Source organism: Shewanella inventionis, assembly GCF_019931735.1.
Taxonomy (GTDB): domain Bacteria; phylum Pseudomonadota; class Gammaproteobacteria; order Enterobacterales; family Shewanellaceae; genus Shewanella; species Shewanella inventionis.
This window is the reverse complement of the sequence record NZ_CP082926.1, coordinates 4,358,904-4,378,761: the sequence shown is the minus strand read 5'-3', so window position 1 is coordinate 4,378,761 and position 19,858 is coordinate 4,358,904. Positions and strand designations below refer to the sequence as shown.

Annotated in this window: 12 protein-coding genes, 2 tRNA genes, 3 rRNA genes and 1 pseudogene; 11 read left to right on the top strand and 7 right to left on the bottom strand. The window is 44.0% G+C overall.

Translation table 11 applies throughout. The annotated features are described in order from the left end of the window. The first annotated feature begins 62 nt into the window (after nt 1–62). Together dsbC and recJ are read left to right on the top strand one after the other, a co-directional pair. A complete protein-coding gene (gene dsbC / locus K8B83_RS19665; RefSeq protein WP_188738816.1) occupies nt 63–791 on the top strand; it encodes a bifunctional protein-disulfide isomerase/oxidoreductase DsbC in 729 nt (242 codons plus the stop codon). A gap of 176 nt (nt 792–967) precedes the next feature. After that, entirely contained in the window at nt 968–2,692 is a 1,725-nt protein-coding gene (gene recJ / locus K8B83_RS19660) for a single-stranded-DNA-specific exonuclease RecJ (protein WP_188738813.1), read from the top strand. A 277-nt stretch (nt 2,693–2,969) separates the two neighbouring features. Here the strand turns inward: recJ and K8B83_RS19655 are convergent. After that, nucleotides 2,970–3,045, bottom strand: a tRNA-Phe gene (locus tag K8B83_RS19655). Nucleotides 3,046–3,255: 210 nt separating this feature from the next. Next, a complete protein-coding gene (locus K8B83_RS19650) occupies nt 3,256–4,017 on the bottom strand; it encodes an outer membrane protein assembly factor BamD (RefSeq protein ID WP_188738811.1) in 762 nt (253 codons plus the stop codon). A 123-nt stretch (nt 4,018–4,140) separates the two neighbouring features. On the opposite strand from K8B83_RS19650, the gene rluD reads away from it, so the two are divergent. The 3 genes from rluD to clpB all read left to right on the top strand — a co-directional run bounded on the left by rluD (nt 4,141) and on the right by clpB (nt 8,581). Further along, entirely contained in the window at nt 4,141–5,115 is a 975-nt protein-coding gene (gene rluD, locus K8B83_RS19645; RefSeq protein WP_188738810.1) for a 23S rRNA pseudouridine(1911/1915/1917) synthase RluD, read from the top strand. After that, the gene (gene pgeF, locus K8B83_RS19640; RefSeq protein WP_188738808.1) at nt 5,115–5,855 is read left to right on the top strand and encodes a peptidoglycan editing factor PgeF; all 741 of its coding nucleotides are present in this window, start codon (nt 5,115–5,117) and stop codon (nt 5,853–5,855) included. The genes rluD and pgeF overlap by 1 nt, the downstream gene beginning before the upstream one ends. Nucleotides 5,856–6,007: 152 nt before the next feature. Continuing rightward, entirely contained in the window at nt 6,008–8,581 is a 2,574-nt protein-coding gene (gene clpB / locus K8B83_RS19635) for an ATP-dependent chaperone ClpB (protein ID WP_223418754.1), read from the top strand. A gap of 71 nt (nt 8,582–8,652) precedes the next feature. On the opposite strand, the gene K8B83_RS19630 is transcribed toward clpB, so the two are convergent. Next, on the bottom strand, nt 8,653–9,093 hold the full coding sequence (locus K8B83_RS19630; protein WP_223418753.1) for a DUF4124 domain-containing protein: 441 nt from the start codon (nt 9,091–9,093) through the stop codon (nt 8,653–8,655). 97 nt (nt 9,094–9,190) lie between these two features. Here K8B83_RS19630 and pssA point away from each other — a divergent pair, with 97 nt between their 5' ends. The 4 genes from pssA to rrf all read left to right on the top strand — a co-directional run bounded on the left by pssA (nt 9,191) and on the right by rrf (nt 16,164). Further along, entirely contained in the window at nt 9,191–10,039 is an 849-nt protein-coding gene (gene pssA, locus K8B83_RS19625; RefSeq protein WP_188738805.1) for a CDP-diacylglycerol--serine O-phosphatidyltransferase, read from the top strand. A gap of 1,042 nt (nt 10,040–11,081) precedes the next feature. Continuing rightward, nucleotides 11,082–12,624: ribosomal RNA gene (locus tag K8B83_RS19620) — 16S ribosomal RNA — on the top strand. Nucleotides 12,625–13,019: 395 nt separating this feature from the next. Then, nucleotides 13,020–15,923 (top strand): 23S ribosomal RNA (locus tag K8B83_RS19615). 125 nt (nt 15,924–16,048) lie between these two features. After that, a 5S ribosomal RNA gene (gene rrf / locus K8B83_RS19610) occupies nt 16,049–16,164 on the top strand. Together the 16S, 23S and 5S rRNA genes form the textbook arrangement of a ribosomal RNA operon. A gap of 68 nt (nt 16,165–16,232) precedes the next feature. Here the strand turns inward: rrf and K8B83_RS19605 are convergent. From K8B83_RS19605 to K8B83_RS19590, 4 genes and pseudogenes are all read right to left on the bottom strand, one after another. Continuing rightward, nucleotides 16,233–16,896, bottom strand: a pseudogene (locus K8B83_RS19605) (IS630 family transposase); the annotation flags it as partial. 1 nt (nt 16,897) lies between these two features. Then, nucleotides 16,898–17,933 (bottom strand): IS630 family transposase gene (locus K8B83_RS19600; RefSeq protein ID WP_398409063.1). Its coding sequence is split into 2 segments (ribosomal slippage): nt 16,898–17,467 and nt 17,469–17,933, totalling 1,035 coding nucleotides; the frame shifts between segments, so codons are not numbered across the junction. A 36-nt stretch (nt 17,934–17,969) separates the two neighbouring features. After that, nucleotides 17,970–18,230 carry a hypothetical protein gene (locus K8B83_RS19595; RefSeq protein ID WP_223418749.1) on the bottom strand — a complete coding sequence of 87 codons (261 nt, stop codon included), beginning with the start codon at nt 18,228–18,230 and terminating at the stop codon, nt 17,970–17,972. After that, a complete protein-coding gene (locus K8B83_RS19590) occupies nt 18,214–18,702 on the bottom strand; it encodes an IS630 family transposase (protein WP_223418747.1) in 489 nt (162 codons plus the stop codon). The genes K8B83_RS19595 and K8B83_RS19590 overlap by 17 nt, the downstream gene beginning before the upstream one ends. 416 nt (nt 18,703–19,118) lie before the next feature. Here K8B83_RS19590 and K8B83_RS19585 point away from each other — a divergent pair. Next, nucleotides 19,119–19,195 (top strand) — tRNA-Trp (locus tag K8B83_RS19585). Between the two features lie 315 nt (nt 19,196–19,510). Beyond that, on the top strand, nt 19,511–19,750 hold the full coding sequence (locus tag K8B83_RS19580) for a thioredoxin family protein (RefSeq protein ID WP_188739383.1): 240 nt from the start codon (nt 19,511–19,513) through the stop codon (nt 19,748–19,750). The last annotated feature ends 108 nt before the right edge of the window (nt 19,751–19,858 follow it).

Sequence of the window (19,858 nt, the reverse complement as noted above, 5' to 3'; positions counted from 1 at the left end):
TGTAAGTTTTGCTTACGAAGTCGGGTCTATTCATTTTGAACCCGTGTAATTTAGGAATTATCATGAAGTTAACCAAAGCATTTGCCCTCGTTGCCAGTCTTGTTATTGCTCCTACCGTGTTTGCTGCACCAGCAACCGATGTATCAAATGAATCAGTGTTAAAACAAACTCTAAGCGATACCTTAGGGGTGAATGTCTCATTGATCCAACCTTCTCCTGTAGATGGTTTGTATCAAGTCTTTACTGATCGTGGTGTGTTATATGTGACTAAAGATGGCAGCAAGCTATTTCATGGTAATTTATATGATATGAAGCAGGGCATGAAAAACTTAACTGAAGCGGCACTTGCCGGACCTCGTTTAGCAATGCTTAAGCCTATAGAAAAAGACATGCTAGTGTACAAGGCAAAAGATGAGAAACACGTTGTGACAGTGTTTACTGACGTTGATTGTGGCTACTGTCGTAAGCTGCACAATCAAATGCAAGGTTATAACGATTTAGGCATAACAGTGCGCTACTTAGCATACCCACGAGCTGGAATACCTTCTGCAAATGCCGATGAAATGCAAGCTGTGTGGTGTGCAAAAGATCCATTAAAAGCGATGACAGAGGCCAAAAATGGTGGCAATGTTAAAGCGGCAAGCTGTGATGTTGATATTACCAAGCAGTATCAATTAGGTATGTCTTTTGGCATTAATGGTACGCCAGCACTGATACTAGAAAATGGCACCATGGTGCCAGGTTATCAATCTCCTGCAGATCTATTACGCACGATTGAATCAAATTTATAATTCATTATCGTCAATACAATATTTACAGCGTAAAATCTAAGGTGAGCTCAGGCTCACCTTTTTATTTGTACCTCAAGTCAGGTAAATTAAGTGAGCCAAACAAACCAGCTTGTTATTGGATTATCATTTGATTTTTGAGCTGAGCGAACCAATTACTGTTAGATTAAGGTTGCCTTTTGTCACACAAAATAGTCCGTCGTCCTCAGGTTGATGATTCACATTTACCTGCCACAATCCCGCCTTTTTTAAAGCAGCTTTATGCCCGTCGAGGTGTGCGTGAAAATGATTGCGAGTTAGCATTAACCCAATTATTGCGCCCAGATACCATGAAAGGCTTGTCAGAGGCCGCAGCATTAGTTGCCGACGCAATGGCAGCAGATAAGTCGATATTAATCGTTGGTGATTTTGATGCCGATGGCGCGACATCAACCAGCGTTTGTATGCTGGCATTAAAGATGATGGGCGCGAACAAGGTGGATTACTTAATCCCTAATCGCTTTGACTATGGCTATGGCCTCAGCCCTGAGATTGTTGCGGTTGCCTATTCTAAATCCGCAGATGTATTGATTACTGTCGATAATGGTATTTCATCTATTGAGGGGGTTGCTGCTGCCAAGTTGTTAGGTATGCAAGTTGTGGTCACCGACCATCATTTACCCGGCGCTACGTTGCCTAATGCTGATGTGATTGTGAATCCAAATCAGCCTGGTTGCGAGTTTGCCAGTAAATCGATTGCAGGTGTTGGCGTGGCTTTTTATTTAATGTCAGCTTTGCGGGCAGAGTTACGTAAGCGAGATTGGTATCAACAACATCACATTAGCGAACCTAACCTTGGTTCTTTATTGGATATTGTGGCGTTAGGGACAGTTGCTGATGTGGTTTCACTTGATGCCAATAATCGCATTTTAGTGAATGCGGGCTTACAGAGAGTAAGAAGTGGCCGTTGTCGAGTTGGTATTACCGCATTGTTAGAGGTGGCTAAACGAAACCCTGAGAAAATCGTTGCAGCAGATTTTGGTTTTGCCGTTGGCCCCAGGTTAAATGCTGCAGGACGTTTAGATGAAATGGCGCTAGGTGTTGAAACGCTATTGTGTGAAGACATTATGCTAGCTAGAAGAATGGCGGCCGAGCTTGACGGATTAAATCAAGAGCGTCGTGAACTTGAAACCGGCATGCAGCAAGAAGCACTTAACAGTTTACAAAAAGTGTCGCTTAACGAAGAAGATTTACCCTGGGGCATTGCTATTTTTCAAGATGATTGGCATCAAGGGGTGATTGGTATTTTGGCATCGCGGATTAAAGATCGTTATCACCGTCCAGTCATTGCATTTGCTGATGCAGGTGACGGCGAAATTAAAGGCTCTGCCCGCTCCATTAAAGGCTTGCACATGCGAGATTTACTTGAGCGCATTAATAGCCAGTATCCTGGTATGATCATTAAATTTGGTGGCCATGCTATGGCGGCTGGATTATCGCTTAACGCTAATGCTTTTGAGCAGTTTAAGCAGGCATATGATAATGCAGTACGAGACATTTTAGATTACGAGCAATTGACCGGAGAGTTAATGTCAGATGGCGAGTTGCCTCCGGAGTTGCTCTGTCTTGATACGGCGTTTATTTTGCGCAATGCTGGCCCTTGGGGGCAGTCTTTTGAAGAGCCGCTATTTGATGGTGTTTTCAATATCGTTCAGCAGCGCATTGTGGGTGAAAAGCATCTTAAATTACTGGTTGAAACGCCATGTGGTTCATTAATGTTAGATGGTATTGCATTTAATATCGATCTTGCCATTTGGCCAGATGCCACGATACAGCAAGCTAGAATTGTATATAAATTAGATGTAAATGAATTTCGTGGAAATCAAACTGTGCAGCTTATGGTGGATTACATAGAGCCGATTTAAAGCTTGTGAAGTCTTATCTTGATATGATACCAACCAGCACAAGAATGTGATCATTCTTACTGGTTAACATCGCTAATAACATTGTTAGAAATTTTGAAGGTAGAACTACTAACTTCAAAATTTCTGCCTTATTCTAAGCGATTTTTCCTAGGCAATCTCTGATCACTTATTTATACCTGATTGGTATGACTTACTGAAAGCCGAAAACAAAAAGGCCTCGCAATGCGAGGCCTTTTTGTAAATCTTTTATTAGTCGCGTTAGCCACCAATCTAAATATGGTGCCCGAACCCGGAATCGAACCAGGGACACGAGGATTTTCAATCCTCTGCTCTACCGACTGAGCTATTCGGGCGACGGACGCAATTTAAAGGGTTTTGGCCTGTTGAGTCAACTTGTTTTTACTATTTATCTTAAAATTCGATTCGTTTGAACGTATTTTGCCCGTATCGGCGTTAATTTATCCATTTTTAGCGAGATGTGTTTCGCGATTCATTTAATGGTTTCGCCGTGTTTGCAAATAAAAAACGCTCCGAAGAGCGTTTTATTCAATATTGTGTCATCACTAGTTAGTGAGTGTTTCATTATTAGGGAAGTTGGCTTTCATCACCATTTTTACATGCTGTTGTAGCTTGTCTTGGCCTAATTCGCCGTAGGCTTCAGACATAATTTCTAATGCACGCTCTGTAGCAGGTGTGCCTGGAAACTTTTCCATTACAGTTTGAGCGCGAACGGCAGCTGCACTCCAAGCATTCATTTTGATATAATACTCGGCTACCTGAATAGAATACTGTGCTAAACGGTTTTTCAAAAACTGCATACGATGTTGTGCATCGACGGCATATTTACTATCTGGGTAAGATTTAATTAAGCGATCAAAATCTTTAAATGCATCTTGTGCATTTTTAGGGTCGCGATCAGTACGATCGATATTCATTAAATCGTGAAATAAATAATTATCTGCCTGCATATTGGTTAAACCACGCATATAATGCACGTAATCAATATTTGGATGCGTTGGATTGAGGCGTAAAAAGCGATCAATGTTGGCAATTCCAGAGGCTGCATCGTCCATTTTGTAATACGCATAAATCAAGTCTAATTGAACTTGAGTTTTGTGCGGGCCAAATGGATAACGCGAGTCTAATGCTTCAAGTGAACGTACGGCTTTAGAGTAATTCCCTAATTCCATTGACGTTCTTGCTTGGGTATACAGCTGATCAGGTGATGCTTTTCTTGTGAATTCATCTTCTTCTGGACTGCTGCTACAGGCTGTTATAGCCAGTGAAAGTAATACTAGGGCGGCACCTTGGGCAAATTTATACATACTTGAATTCAATTCTTTTTAAGTTGTTGTTAAGAATTTTTCCATTTCACGGTAAAATAGAAAACATCCGATTGTAACAGATAGCACATTCACTTTGGACCCCTAAACTGGGGTACGGTTCCTATGACACAAGAGATTAATCTAAAAAGCGAGATAACAGCAACACAAACCGGTCTGAGATTAGACCAAGCACTAGCAGGTTTGTTCCCTGACTACTCGCGCACACGCATCAAGGAATGGATCCTATCTGGTGCAGTTACTGTTGACGGTATCACAGTTGATAAGCCTCGGGAAAAGGTTTTCGAGTCTCAATTGATAGAAGTTGCTGCAACACTTGAAGAAGAAGTACGTGCTAAGGCACAAAATATCGATTTAAATATTGTATACGAAGATGACCATATCATTGTTGTGAATAAGCAAGCTGGTTTGGTTGTTCATCCAGGTGCGGGTAATGCCGATGGCACGTTAATGAATGCGTTGTTGCATCATTGCCCAGATATTGAGCATGTACCAAGAGCGGGTATCGTGCACCGTTTAGATAAAGACACAACCGGGTTAATGGTTGTGGCTAAAACCGTTGAAGCGCAAACTCATTTGGTTGCAGCATTACAAGCGCGTGACATCGTGCGTGAATACGAAGCCATTGTGCTGGGTACGATGACGGCTGGTGGCACTGTTGATGAGCCGATTGAACGTCATGCTACACGACGTACGCAAATGGCGGTAATTCATGGTGGTCGCCCATCAGTAACGCACTATCGTGTGGCTGAAAAGTTCCGTGCTCATACGCGTTTACGTTTACGCCTAGAAACCGGCCGTACTCACCAAATTCGTGTACACATGGCGCATATTGGTCATGTGTTGGTTGGCGATCCTGTTTATGGTGGCCGCCCAAGACCGCCAAAAAATGCTAGCCCAGAGTTTTTTGAATTACTCAAAGGCTTTAACCGTCAGGCATTACACGCAGTTCGTTTAGAGCTAGCGCATCCATTTACATGCGAAATCATGACTTGGCATGCGCCAATTCCTGATGACATGGTTGAACTGACCAAAGCGTTACGCGTTGATACTCAATTAAACCCTATTGAGTATTTGTAATGTTCCAGCACGATTGGCCCTTACCTGACAATGTCGCAATAGCGATGACTGATCGTCATGGTGGTATGAGTTTACCGCCATTTGACAGTTTAAATTTAGGGTTACATGTTGGTGATAATCAACAGCATGTTTTGGCTAATCGTGCTTCTTTACGCCAGCGGTTATCTTTACCTGCAGAGCCATTGTGGCTCGAGCAAGTGCATGGTGTAGATGTAGTGAATATGGCGCATCTAAAACCGCATGAGCCAACCTTTGATTTACCTATTAAAGCCGACGCAAGTTATAGCAATAAAGCCGGTGATGTTTGTGCTGTAATGACTGCAGACTGTTTGCCTGTGTTGTTATGCAATCAACAAGGTACTGAAGTTGCAGCAGCACATGCTGGCTGGCGTGGGTTGTGTGCGGGTGTTATTGAACAAACAGTTGCACTATTTAACACGCCTCCTAATGAGCTGATGGCGTATTTAGGCCCAGCGATTGGGCCACAGGCTTTTGAAGTTGGTGCAGAAGTACGCGATGCTTTTATGCAAAAACACCCTCAAGCCGCGCAATATTTTATGCCTCATAATAACAAGTACCTTGCCGATTTACCGGGTATTGCGATGCTTCGTTTGTCGCACCTTGGTGTAACACAAGTATTTAATGCAAACGTGTGTACCTTTACCAATCCTGATTATTTTTCTTACCGTCGCGATCATCACACTGGTCGAATGGCGTCGCTTATTTGGTTAAAATCTTAACTGATTTGTAAAGTTCAAAAAACGAACGATTTTTTGATCTAGATTAAGTTTTAAGCTTGAAATCATATTTATTGCCCCCATCTTTAAGATAACAAATTATTCATTTCTGAATTAATTACCCTTTACATAAGTATCAGATCCTAGGAGGTTATATGAGACTCGATCGTATGACTAATAAGTTTCAAATTGCCATTTCTGATGCCCAATCATTAGCCTTGGGGCGCGATCATCAATTTATCGAACCCATTCACTTAATGATGGCGCTATTAAATCAAGATTCTGGCTCTATTCATCCATTATTAACTCAAGCAGGCATTCGCGTTAGCGCGCTTCGCTCTGCAGTGACTCAAGAGTTAGAGCGTTTACCACAAGTCGATGGTACCGGTGGCGATGTTCAATTGTCTCAGGGATTAATCCGTCTACTGAATTTATGCGACAAGCTCGCCCAAAAACGTAAAGACAAATACATTTCGTCTGAATTGTTTGTGCTTGCCGCTCTAGAAAACAACGATGCACTGTCAAAAGCGTTAAAAGAGTCGGGTGCTAGCAAAGAACTCATGGAAAAAACCATTGAGGACATGCGTGGTGGTCAAAAAGTTGATGATCCAAATGCTGAAGATCAGCGCCAGGCGTTGAAAAAATTTACCGTCGATTTAACCGAACGTGCAGAGCAAGGCAAACTGGATCCCGTGATTGGTCGTGACGATGAAATTCGCCGCACCATTCAAGTTTTGCAACGTCGCAGTAAAAACAACCCGGTATTAATTGGTGAGCCAGGTGTCGGTAAAACGGCCATTGTTGAAGGACTTGCTCAACGTATCATTAATGGCGAGGTGCCAGAGGGCATTAAAAACAAGCGAGTGTTATCACTCGACATGGGCTCGCTAATCGCCGGCGCCAAATATCGCGGTGAGTTTGAAGAACGTTTAAAAGCAGTATTAAACGAATTGTCGCAAGAAGAAGGGCAGGTCATCTTGTTTATTGATGAGCTGCACACCATGGTGGGTGCTGGTAAAGGTGAAGGCGCCATGGATGCTGGCAACATGTTAAAACCTGCTTTAGCCCGTGGTGACTTACATTGTGTTGGCGCCACAACGTTGGATGAATATCGTCAATACATTGAAAAAGACGCAGCACTTGAGCGCCGCTTCCAAAAAGTGATTGTTGATGAGCCCAGTGTAGAAGACACCATCGCTATTTTACGTGGGTTAAAAGAGCGCTATGAGTTGCATCATCATGTTGAAATTACCGATCCTGCCATTGTTGCCGCAGCAACCATGTCACATCGTTATATTTCAGACAGAAAGTTACCCGATAAAGCTATCGACTTAATTGATGAAGCGGCATCGAGTATTCGTATGCAAATAGACTCTAAGCCAGAGGCGTTAGACAAATTAGAGCGTCGTGCTATTCAGTTAAAGCTTGAAGAGCAAGCGCTCAGTAAAGAAACCGATGACGCCAGCCGTAAACGTTTAGACTTTTTACAACAAGAGTTGAAAGAAGTAGAAAGTCACGCAGCAGAGCTCAATGAAATTTGGCATACCGAAAAAGCCGCTCTTGCAGGTACGCAGCATATTAAAGCAGACCTTGAGCAAGCTCGCCTCGATTTAGAAGTGGCAAGACGTGCAGGCGATTTAACTCGCATGTCTGAGTTACAGTATGGTCGTATTCCCGAGCTTGAAAAGCAGCTCGATTTAGCGTCACAAGCTGAAATGCAAGATATGACCTTATTACGTAATAAGGTTACTGATATCGAAATTGCAGAAGTGTTGTCAAAAGCAACAGGCATTCCCGTTTCAAAAATGCTTGAAGGTGAGCGCGAAAAACTCTTGCACATGGAAGATGCATTACACGAGCGGGTTATTGGACAACATGAAGCCGTTGATGCAGTGTCGAATGCCATTCGTCGTAGCCGTGCAGGTCTTGCAGATCCACAGCGCCCGATTGGTTCATTTTTATTCCTTGGGCCAACGGGTGTCGGTAAAACAGAGCTCTGTAAATCACTGGCTAAGTTTTTGTTTGATACCGAATCGGCATTGGTGCGTATCGATATGTCCGAGTTTATGGAAAAACATACCGTGTCACGCTTAGTCGGCGCACCTCCCGGGTATGTCGGGTATGAAGAAGGCGGCTATCTAACAGAAGCGGTTCGTCGTAAACCTTACTCGGTTATTTTGCTCGATGAGGTCGAAAAAGCGCACCCAGATGTGTTTAACATTTTACTGCAAGTGCTAGATGACGGCAGGTTAACCGATGGTCAAGGCCGTACGGTTGATTTTAAAAACACCGTTATCATCATGACATCTAACTTAGGTTCAGATCGTATCCAAGAAAGCTTTGGTCGTGCTAGTTATGATGAAATGAAGCAAAGCGTGATGGAGGTGGTGATGCAAAACTTCCGTCCAGAGTTTTTAAACCGTGTGGATGAATCTGTGGTGTTCCATCCTTTGGGTGCCGAGAACATTAAACATATCGCCAGCATTCAACTTGAACTATTGCGTAAACGCTTGGCAGAAAAAGAGTTTGATATTCAGTTAACTGATGCGGCGTTATCGCTAATCGCCGAAGCCGGGTTTGATCCTGTTTATGGTGCGCGGCCATTAAAACGTGCCTTACAGCAAGAGGTTGAAAATCCATTGGCGCAAAAACTCCTTCGCGGACAATTACTGCCAGGTAAAATGATTAATGTCGATGTCGTCGATGGCCAATTGACGTTTGAGCAATAATAAACACTAACAACACAAAAGGGAGCTAATGCTCCCTTTTTTATTTATGCCTAACAGGGTAAATATTTCGTTTATTTACAAAACAATTTAACCCGCTCATTATTTTCTGCGATAGCAGCTTGGCGTTGCTCTTCTGTCATCTTCGTCGTTTCGCCAGTTTGTTTATTTTGCTGACTAAGACTTGTATGGGTATTAAGTACATTCAAACTGTGTTTTGCACTGTCGCAAATTTCTTTAGCCTGTTGCTTATCTTTTTCGTTAATTATTTTAGCCGACTTGGCTAGTTCAGATTCTTCAGGCTTTTGCGCTGTTTTTCTCTGCGGTGTATTTGTCCCGATTTTTGCCGGTTCCATATCTTCAGTATAAATCTTTTTTGCATCAACATCTTTAGGTGGTTGTTGGCTGTAATGTACAACACCTGATTTATCAACCCACGTATAAATAGTTGCCGCTGATAACACACTACTAAATACGATGATGACTAAACTAATAACTAAACGAAAAATGTTCATGTGAGTTCCCAAAGCTAAATGACGCTATGCTTGATTATTCCAAAATATGCTATCTTGAATATAAATCCAACATCTAAAACAATATTGTTTAAAGTGTATGCAAAATTCATCAAATCAAACAGTAAAAAATAAAGGTATTTACCTATTACCTAACTTATTTACCACGGCAGGGCTCTTTTCTGGGTTTTATGCCGTGATTTCATCTATGAATGGTCACTTTGAATCAGCCGCAATAGCAATCTTTATTGCGATGATTTGTGATGGACTAGACGGAAGAGTCGCAAGGCTCACTAATACCCAAAGCGACTTTGGTGCCGAATACGACAGCATGGCAGACATGGTGTCGTTTGGAATGGCTCCAGCGATACTCGTTTACAATTGGGCTTTACAAGATTTAGGTAAAATAGGTTGGCTCGCAGCGTTTATCTATTGCGCATCTGCTGCATTGAGATTGGCTCGCTTCAACACGCAAGTTGGTGTTGCAGATAAACGCTTTTTCCAAGGGCTTGCAAGTCCAGCCGCTGCAGCGTTAATTGCTGGTAGTATTTGGAGTGGTAGCAAGTACGAAATCGACCCTACTGATATTAGTTATCTCGCAGCACTAATAACAGCGGTAAGCGGCTTATTAATGGTGAGCAACTTTAGATATCACTCTTTTAAAGAAGTAGACTGGCGAGGTAAAGTAAACTTTATCGTTATGTTGTTACTCGTTGGGGTGTTTGTTGTTGTTTCAGTGGAGCCCGCAATCATTTTATGTTTAGGGTTTTACCTATACGCATTGTCTGGGCCATTTATCACTATCAAGACCATTAAAAAGTTAAAGGTTGAGCATATTGTGGGGGATGAATCAGTTGATGCTGATAAAGCAGAACTCCAGCAAGACACTGTAACCCCTCTTGGTGAAGACAAAACCCAAGCCAGTCCACCAAAAGATAATCATCAATAGTATCGCGCAGCAAATACCTGTTGGGTTGTATAAGCAGCACCATTTATTCGATGGTGCTTTTTTGTAAATTTCGACTTTGCGATCCCAAAAACGGTTTATGTACTATAGTTAACATCTGTTTAAAATCGTTTATCTACTAGAGTTAACGTCTGTATAAAACCAGTTGAAGTCTGTCAGAAATTAGCTAACGTCTGTATAGGACTAAAGCTTTTAATCTAGATTGCTAAAACATCGTTACTATACATATAAGACTACAGTACATATAAGACTACAGTACATATAAAACTACAGTACATATAAGGCTACAGTGACTATTAGAGATTACATAATGTAAGTTACATCGTAATCACTCGTTTTATACTCGTTAATCATTTATCGATATCATTCATCACTGCACTAATTAACTTATCAAAGCTTGTTCATTGCATCAGGAGATCGAAAAGGCTGAAAATTACAGCCAACCTAGTCTTAAATTGCTAAAAAATCGCTTTTATGTTGTGTTTTTAACCGTTGTTAATGTGTTTTGTTTGAATAGTATCCACTTGAACCCATTTTGTATAAAATTATTAAAAAAGCGCTTGCACTAAAGTTTTAGCTCCCTATAATGCGCATCCACTGACACGGCAGACAGCGAAAGCAATCACCGAGTTAGGTTGAATCAAGTGCTTAAAAACATTAGATTCAACAGCGAAAAGAAAGTTTTAAAAAACACTTGACGCGAAGATGGGAAAGCGTAGAATACGCAGCCCAAGCCAACGACCTGGCGTCAACGGCTACTAAGCGAAAGATTGATTCTTTGGTATTAGTAACGCTCTTTAACAATCTAAACAAGAAATCTGTGTGGACATTCACAGGTATTGAGTTATTCGAAATTGTCTTCTTGTTCTTCGGAATGTAGGCAATCAAAAAATTTAACTCAATGTTTTTCTCTTAAGTGAGAATGATGAATGTTCATAGCAATATGTACAAAAGACTTGTTTCACTTTGGTGAGATAAGCAATCAGAATTCATTGAGCCGAGACTTTGTCTCAAAAAAAAACTTTAATTGAAGAGTTTGATCATGGCTCAGATTGAACGCTGGCGGCAGGCCTAACACATGCAAGTCGAGCGGCAGCACAAGGGAGCTTGCTCCTGAGGTGGCGAGCGGCGGACGGGTGAGTAATGCCTAGGGATCTGCCCAGTCGAGGGGGATAACAGTTGGAAACGACTGCTAATACCGCATACGCCCTACGGGGGAAAGGAGGGGACCTTCGGGCCTTTCGCGATTGGATGAACCTAGGTGGGATTAGCTAGTTGGTGAGGTAATGGCTCACCAAGGCGACGATCCCTAGCTGTTCTGAGAGGATGATCAGCCACACTGGGACTGAGACACGGCCCAGACTCCTACGGGAGGCAGCAGTGGGGAATATTGCACAATGGGGGAAACCCTGATGCAGCCATGCCGCGTGTGTGAAGAAGGCCTTCGGGTTGTAAAGCACTTTCAGTAAGGAGGAAAGGTTAACGATTAATACTCGTTAGCTATGACGTTACTTACAGAAGAAGGACCGGCTAACTCCGTGCCAGCAGCCGCGGTAATACGGAGGGTCCGAGCGTTAATCGGAATTACTGGGCGTAAAGCGTGCGCAGGCGGTTTGTTAAGCCAGATGTGAAATCCCCGGGCTCAACCTGGGAATTGCATTTGGAACTGGCGAACTAGAGTCTTGTAGAGGGGGGTAGAATTCCAGGTGTAGCGGTGAAATGCGTAGAGATCTGGAGGAATACCGGTGGCGAAGGCGGCCCCCTGGACAAAGACTGACGCTCATGCACGAAAGCGTGGGGAGCAAACAGGATTAGATACCCTGGTAGTCCACGCCGTAAACGATGTCTACTCGGAGTTTGGTGTCTTGAACACTGGGCTCTCAAGCTAACGCATTAAGTAGACCGCCTGGGGAGTACGGCCGCAAGGTTAAAACTCAAATGAATTGACGGGGGCCCGCACAAGCGGTGGAGCATGTGGTTTAATTCGATGCAACGCGAAGAACCTTACCTACTCTTGACATCTAGAGAAGATTGCAGAGATGCGATTGTGCCTTCGGGAACTCTAAGACAGGTGCTGCATGGCTGTCGTCAGCTCGTGTTGTGAAATGTTGGGTTAAGTCCCGCAACGAGCGCAACCCCTATCCTTATTTGCCAGCACGTAATGGTGGGAACTCTAGGGAGACTGCCGGTGATAAACCGGAGGAAGGTGGGGACGACGTCAAGTCATCATGGCCCTTACGAGTAGGGCTACACACGTGCTACAATGGCGAGTACAGAGGGTTGCAAAGCCGCGAGGTGGAGCTAATCTCACAAAGCTCGTCGTAGTCCGGATTGGAGTCTGCAACTCGACTCCATGAAGTCGGAATCGCTAGTAATCGTAGATCAGAATGCTACGGTGAATACGTTCCCGGGCCTTGTACACACCGCCCGTCACACCATGGGAGTGGGCTGCAAAAGAAGTGGGTAGTTTAACCTTCGGGAGAACGCTCACCACTTTGTGGTTCATGACTGGGGTGAAGTCGTAACAAGGTAGCCCTAGGGGAACCTGGGGCTGGATCACCTCCTTACCTATACGACTAACTCAATACTTGGTAGGCAATAAACTGCATCCGTGCGTTTATTGCACACAGCACATCCGTGTGCTTGAGTGTTCACACAGATTACTTGTTAACTTCTTCGGAAGTAGAGTGAAACACACCGCGAGCCGGTTAAGTGTTGTTCTTTAACAATTTGGAAAGCTGATAGTAGTTAATTGCATGAGTCTGTCATGTGATTAATTGCAAATCGTTTGATGCATGACTTTATATAAGGTGGTGTATTAAACATTGAGTTCTCAAAACACTGTTTAAGTGTCTTGAATATTCTAAAACTAAGGCGATTTCGTGTGCGAAAGTGCATGAATTATCAAAGTAAAAACCAGCTGGTTGCAATATAGCTCAAGTGAAACTCATTTGGGTTGTATGGTTAAGTGACTAAGCGTATACGGTGGATGCCTTGGCAGTCAGAGGCGATGAAGGACGTAGTAACTTGCGAAAAGCGTTGGCGAGCTAGTAACAAGCATTTGAGCTAACGATGTCCGAATGGGGGAACCCACTCACATAAGTGAGTATCTTAACGTGAATACATAGCGTTAAGAGGCAAACCTGGGGAACTGAAACATCTAAGTACCCAGAGGAAAAGAAATCAACCGAGATTCCCCTAGTAGCGGCGAGCGAACGGGGATTAGCCCTTAAGTCTATGGGGTGTTAGTGGAATGTGTTGGAAAGCACAGCGGCACAGGGTGATAGCCCCGTACATGAAAACTAACCATAGATGAAAACGAGTAAGGCGGGACACGTGACATCCTGTTTGAATATGGGGGGACCATCCTCCAAGGCTAAATACTCCTGACTGACCGATAGTGAACCAGTACCGTGAGGGAAAGGCGAAAAGAACCCCTGTGAGGGGAGTGAAATAGAACCTGAAACCGTATACGTACAAGCAGTGGGAGCGGTACTTGAGACCGTGACTGCGTACCTTTTGTATAATGGGTCAGCGACTTACGTTTTGTAGCGAGGTTAAGCGAATAGCGGAGCCGTAGGGAAACCGAGTGTTAACTGCGCGTTTAGTTGCAAGGCGTAGACCCGAAACCCGGTGATCTAGCCATGGGCAGGTTGAAGGTTGAGTAACATCAACTGGAGGACCGAACCGACTTATGTTGAAAAATGAGCGGATGACTTGTGGCTGGGGGTGAAAGGCCAATCAAACCGGGAGATATCTGGTTCTCCTCGAAAGCTATTTAGGTAGCGCCTCGAGCGAATACCATTGGGGGTAGAGCACTGTTAAGGCTAGGGGGTCATCCCGACTTACCAACCCTTTGCAAACTCCGAATACCAATGAGTACTACTCGGGAGACAGACGGCGGGTGCTAACGTCCGTCGTCAAAAGGGAAACAACCCAGACCGTCAGCTAAGGTCCCAAAGTGTATGTTAAGTGGGAAACGATGTGGGAAGGCTTAGACAGCTAGGATGTTGGCTTAGAAGCAGCCATCATTTAAAGAAAGCGTAATAGCTCACTAGTCGAGTCGGCCTGCGCGGAAGATTTAACGGGGCTAAACATACCACCGAAGCTACGGGTGCATTTCATTAGAAGTGCGCGGTAGAGGAGCGTTCTGTAAGCGGTTGAAGGTGAAGGGGTAACCCACACTGGACGTATCAGAAGTGCGAATGCTGACATGAGTAACGATAAAGGGAGTGAAAAACTCCCTCGCCGAAAGACCAAGGGTTCCTGTCCAACGTTAATCGGGGCAGGGTGAGTCGACCCCTAAGGTGAGGCCGAAAGGCGTAATCGATGGGAAACAGATTAATATTTCTGTACTTCTGCTAACTGCGATGGAGAGACGGAGAAGGCTAGGCTAGCGCGGCGTTGGTAGTCCGCGTTTAAGGTGGTAGGCAGTGTTCTTAGGCAAATCCGGGAACACCTCTTTAATGAGAATGCTGAGAGCTGATGACGAGTCACTAAGGTGATGAAGTAGTTGATGCCATGCTTCCAGGAAAATCTTCTAAGCTTCAGGTTAGTAGAAATCGTACCCCAAACCGACACAGGTGGTCGGGTAGAGAATACCAAGGCGCTTGAGAGAACTCGGCTGAAGGAACTAGGCAAAATGGTACCGTAACTTCGGGAGAAGGTACGCTCCTGGCGGTGATGAGACTTGCTCTCTAAGCTGCTGGGAGTCGCAGATACCAGGTGGCTGCAACTGTTTATCAAAAACACAGCACTGTGCAAAATCGCAAGATGACGTATACGGTGTGACGCCTGCCCGGTGCCGGAAGGTTAATTGATTGGGTTATCGCAAGAGAAGCTCATGATCGAAGCCCCGGTAAACGGCGGCCGTAACTATAACGGTCCTAAGGTAGCGAAATTCCTTGTCGGGTAAGTTCCGACCTGCACGAATGGCGTAATGATGGCCACGCTGTCTCCAGCCGAGACTCAGTGAAGTTGAAATTGCGGTGAAGATGCCGTATACCCGCGGCTAGACGGAAAGACCCCGTGAACCTTTACTATAGCTTGGCACTGAACATTGAACCTACATGTGTAGGATAGGTGGGAGACTTTGAAGCTTGGACGCTAGTCTGAGTGGAGTCGTCCTTGAAATACCACCCTTGTAGTTTTGATGTTCTAACCTGGACCCCTTATCGGGGTTAGGGACAGTGCCTGGTGGGTAGTTTGACTGGGGCGGTCTCCTCCCAAAGAGTAACGGAGGAGCACGAAGGTTGGCTAAGTACGGTCGGACATCGTACGGTTAGTGCAATGGCATAAGCCAGCTTAACTGCGAGACATACACGTCGAGCAGGTACGAAAGTAGGTCATAGTGATCCGGTGGTTCTGAATGGAAGGGCCATCGCTCAACGGATAAAAGGTACTCCGGGGATAACAGGCTGATACCGCCCAAGAGTTCATATCGACGGCGGTGTTTGGCACCTCGATGTCGGCTCATCACATCCTGGGGCTGAAGTCGGTCCCAAGGGTATGGCTGTTCGCCATTTAAAGTGGTACGCGAGCTGGGTTCAGAACGTCGTGAGACAGTTCGGTCCCTATCTGCCGTGGGCGTTGGATGATTGAAGGGAGCTGCTCCTAGTACGAGAGGACCGGAGTGGACGAACCGCTGGTGTTCGGGTTGTTATGCCAATAGCATTGCCCGGTAGCTACGTTCGGAATCGATAACCGCTGAAAGCATCTAAGCGGGAAGCGAGCCCTAAGATGAGTCATCCCTAGGTCTTTAAGACCTCTAAAGGGCCGTAGGAGACTACTACGTTGATAGGCAAGGTGTGTAAGCGTTGTGAGGCGTTGAGCTAACTTGTACTAATGACCCGTGAGGCTTAACCATACAACCCAGATGGGTTTTACTAATACTTAGTATTAGAATAGAGCACTTAAATGGTGTGTAGAGACTCAAAGCAATCAGCTTTTCGAATTATTATTTAATGCCAAGGCGTTAAATAAACAATTTTGTCTGGAAACCATAGAGCTTTGGTCCCACCTGATCCCATTCCGAACTCAGAAGTGAAACACAGTATCGCCGATGGTAGTGTGGGGTTTCCCCATGTGAGAGTAGGTCATTTCCAGGCGCCTAATAAGTACGAAAGCCCGTTGCTAATGCAACGGGCTTTTTTGCGTCTAATACCATTCCGCATAACTAAGTGATCATTGTTGCCCATTGTCGATGGCACATTTTTTTCACACGCTCTTTATCTTCAATGAATGCATTCCACGCTTCACTACAGGCATCAACTATTGACTCGTAACCTTCAAAGCAACGATTAGCTAACTTATGCTGCCTCAACCAACTCCACACTTGCTCAATTGGGTTTAATTCCGGAGAATAAGGCGGTAGCTTTACGATAGATAGATTCTCAAAATCATCTGCAATATCATTAGCATGCCAACTCGCGCCATCCATAATCACGACAGCATAGCGCCCGCTTGATGTCGCCAAGGAAATTTGTCCTAAGTGTTGTCGCATTACCTCTTTATTGATGCAAGGTGAAATGAAGGCCTCAGTTGCTCCGTTTCTCGGACAAACCGCACCAAAAAGATGGACATACTCGAATTGCTGTTGCCTCACTGCGAGCGGACGGGTACCTTTTTCAGCCCAAAGTTTGGTGGTGGTATTTTGCTGACCAATACGCGCCTCATCTTGAAACCAGATATCTACATCAGCCGGCGACACAAAAACAGGGATGTCAACGATCGTTGACAAGGGGAAGTTTTTTAAAAGCCTCCATGACTTCAACATCTTGTTTCGGATGTTTAGAACGGCTAGAAAGCCAGCTAAATCCGAGTTTATACCATTCCGCATAACTAAGTGATCATTGTTGCCCATTGTCGATGGCACATTTTTTTCACACGCTCTTTATCTTCAATGAATGCATTCCACGCTTCACTACAGGCATCAACTATTGACTCGTAACCTTCAAAGCAACGATTAGCTAACTTATGCTGCCTCAACCAACTCCACACTTGCTCAATTGGGTTTAATTCCGGAGAATAAGGCGGTAGCTTTACGATAGATAGATTCTCAAAATCATCTGCAATATCATTAGCATGCCAACTCGCGCCATCCATAATCACGACAGCATAGCGCCCGCTTGATGTCGCCAAGGAAATTTGTCCTAAGTGTTGTCGCATTACCTCTTTATTGATGCAAGGTGAAATGAAGGCCTCAGTTGCTCCGTTTCTCGGACAAACCGCACCAAAAAGATGGACATACTCGAATTGCTGTTGCCTCACTGCGAGCGGACGGGTACCTTTTTCAGCCCAAAGTTTGGTGGTGGTATTTTGCTGACCAATACGCGCCTCATCTTGAAACCAGATATCTACATCAGCCGGCGACACAAAAACAGGGATGTCAACGATCGTTGACAAGGGGAAGTTTTTTAAAAGCCTCCATGACTTCAACATCTTGTTTCGGATGTTTAGAACGGCTAGAAAGCCAGCTAAATCCGAGTTTATAAAGTATTTTATAGACGTGATTGAGGTGAAACGAAATACCAAACTCGCTCAATATATAGCGTCGTATATCTTGACCAGTGAGTCTACCACCGGCCTCTGATTTGGCAGCCTCTGTCAACATCAGGGTTAACTGTTTGGCTTGCTCGTCTGTTAATCGCGGTGGTCTGCCTGAAGACTTTTTACTCTCAATACCACTTAGACCTTGGCTTAAATAATTGCTGATCCATTGATTCACAATCCGACGACTGACCTTGGTCATAGCAGCGACTTGAGTTCTATTCGCTCCCTCAAGAAAGTGTGCTACGGCCAATAATCGCAAACGCATTCGGGCATCTGCTGTTTGCTTGGATAGCCTGATTAATTCGAAACTGGTGTGTTGTTTCATTGCTAAAAAAGATGAGTAACGGATATAGCAATTAGATCACATTTTTTCGCGGAATGGTATTACCTCTTTATTGATGCAAGGTGAAATGAAGGCCTCAGTTGCTCCGTTTCTCGGACAAACCGCACCAAAAAGATGGACATACTCGAATTGCTGTTGCCTCACTGCGAGCGGACGGGTACCTTTTTCAGCCCAAAGTTTGGTGGTGGTATTTTGCTGACCAATACGCGCCTCATCTTGAAACCAGATATCTACATCAGCCGGCGACACAAAAACAGGGATGTCAACGATCGTTGACAAGGGGAAGTTTTTTAAAAGCCTCCATGACTTCAACATCTTGTTTCGGATGTTTAGAACGGCTAGAAAGCCAGCTAAATCCGAGTTTATAAAGTATTTTATAGACGTGATTGAGGTGAAACGAAATACCAAACTCGCTCAATATATAGCGTCGTATATCTTGACCAGTGAGTCTACCACCGGCCTCTGATTTGGCAGCCTCTGTCAACATCAGGGTTAACTGTTTGGCTTGCTCGTCTGTTAATCGCGGTGGTCTGCCTGAAGACTTTTTACTCTCAATACCACTTAGACCTTGGCTTAAATAATTGCTGATCCATTGATTCACAATCCGACGACTGACCTTGGTCATAGCAGCGACTTGAGTTCTATTCGCTCCCTCAAGAAAGTGTGCTACGGCCAATAATCGCAAACGCATTCGGGCATCTGCTGTTTGCTTGGATAGCCTGATTAATTCGAAACTGGTGTGTTGTTTCATTGCTAAAAAAGATGAGTAACGGATATAGCAATTAGATCACATTTTTTCGCGGAATGGTATTACCATGGAATTTTAAAAGATAGGTGTAGTTGCCCGGACGCTTATACCATTCCGCATAACTAAGTGATCATCGTTGCCATTGTCGATGGCATGACTTTCCACTCGATCCTTAGCATTCAATGAATGTATGGCATGCATCTCAACAGGTATCTGCTATGCCGTTTCATTTGAATAAATTTAAAGGCTGTGGCTTCAATGAGTACATGGTTTTTAACACAGATAGTGATAAATACGTCTTTCATTTTCATTACTTTCGATAAACATGTTCAACTGCCTGAAAAAACTGCAATTGAACTGATATATTAAAAAAGTGCTTTACCTTTGGAAGGGGTTTTAGCATAATGCCCCTCGTCAACAGGGGTGTAGTTCCAATTGGTAGAACAGCGGTCTCCAAAACCGATGGTTGCGGGTTCGAGTCCTGCCACCCCTGCCAAATTTAGAAGGCCTAGCAGAAATGCTAGGCCTTTGTCTTTTCTAGCGTTATTTAGTTTTTTGGTTTCATCTATAGCGCTAACTCTTCATCTCATAAAACTTCAATTTCGTAAATGGTGACTAAATGGTGACCATGATGAAATCGTATTGGCTGTTTAATCTGGTGTATAGCTTTACATGAATGATTTTAAAATTGAAAAGTTAGTTGAATCACTAAACTCAGTATTTGATCACATTAATATACTCACGGTTATCATACTTTTGCTGACACGATATAAAGATTTTTTCAATTTTGATTAATCATAGGAGAGGTAAGATGGAAATCAAAATACTGGGAACAGGTTGCACGAAATGTCAGAAACTTTCAGAGGCAACGGTTCAAGCTGTGAAATCTTTGGGTGTTGATGCTGGTGTGTCAAAAGTAACAGATGTTGCTAAAATCATGGAGTATGATGTGATGTCTACCCCAGCTCTAGTGGTAGATGACAAGGTTATATTAAGTGGCAGGCTAGCAAGCGTAGATGAAATCGTATCATTATTAAAAGCGTATACTTAATTGATTCATGCTCATAATGTACTGTCAAAGTGTGTTTAATATTGAGTCTGCTCAGTTTTAAGAACAAAAGTTCTGTGGTGTTCAAGCATAAGATGCTTCTTTATAACA

Coding starts and splice junctions, on each gene's coding strand:
- dsbC (WP_188738816.1), top strand. CDS start 63: ATGAAGTTAACCAAAGCATTTGCCCTCGTTGCCAGTCTTGTTATTGCT.
- K8B83_RS19650 (WP_188738811.1), bottom strand. CDS start 4,017: ATGTATAAATTTGCCCAAGGTGCCGCCCTAGTATTACTTTCACTGGCT.
- K8B83_RS19580 (WP_188739383.1), top strand. CDS start 19,511: ATGGAAATCAAAATACTGGGAACAGGTTGCACGAAATGTCAGAAACTT.
- pgeF (WP_188738808.1), top strand. CDS start 5,115: ATGTTCCAGCACGATTGGCCCTTACCTGACAATGTCGCAATAGCGATG.
- rluD (WP_188738810.1), top strand. CDS start 4,141: ATGACACAAGAGATTAATCTAAAAAGCGAGATAACAGCAACACAAACC.
- pssA (WP_188738805.1), top strand. CDS start 9,191: ATGCAAAATTCATCAAATCAAACAGTAAAAAATAAAGGTATTTACCTA.
- K8B83_RS19590 (WP_223418747.1), bottom strand. CDS start 18,702: ATGAAACAACACACCAGTTTCGAATTAATCAGGCTATCCAAGCAAACA.
- clpB (WP_223418754.1), top strand. CDS start 6,008: ATGAGACTCGATCGTATGACTAATAAGTTTCAAATTGCCATTTCTGAT.
- K8B83_RS19630 (WP_223418753.1), bottom strand. CDS start 9,093: ATGAACATTTTTCGTTTAGTTATTAGTTTAGTCATCATCGTATTTAGT.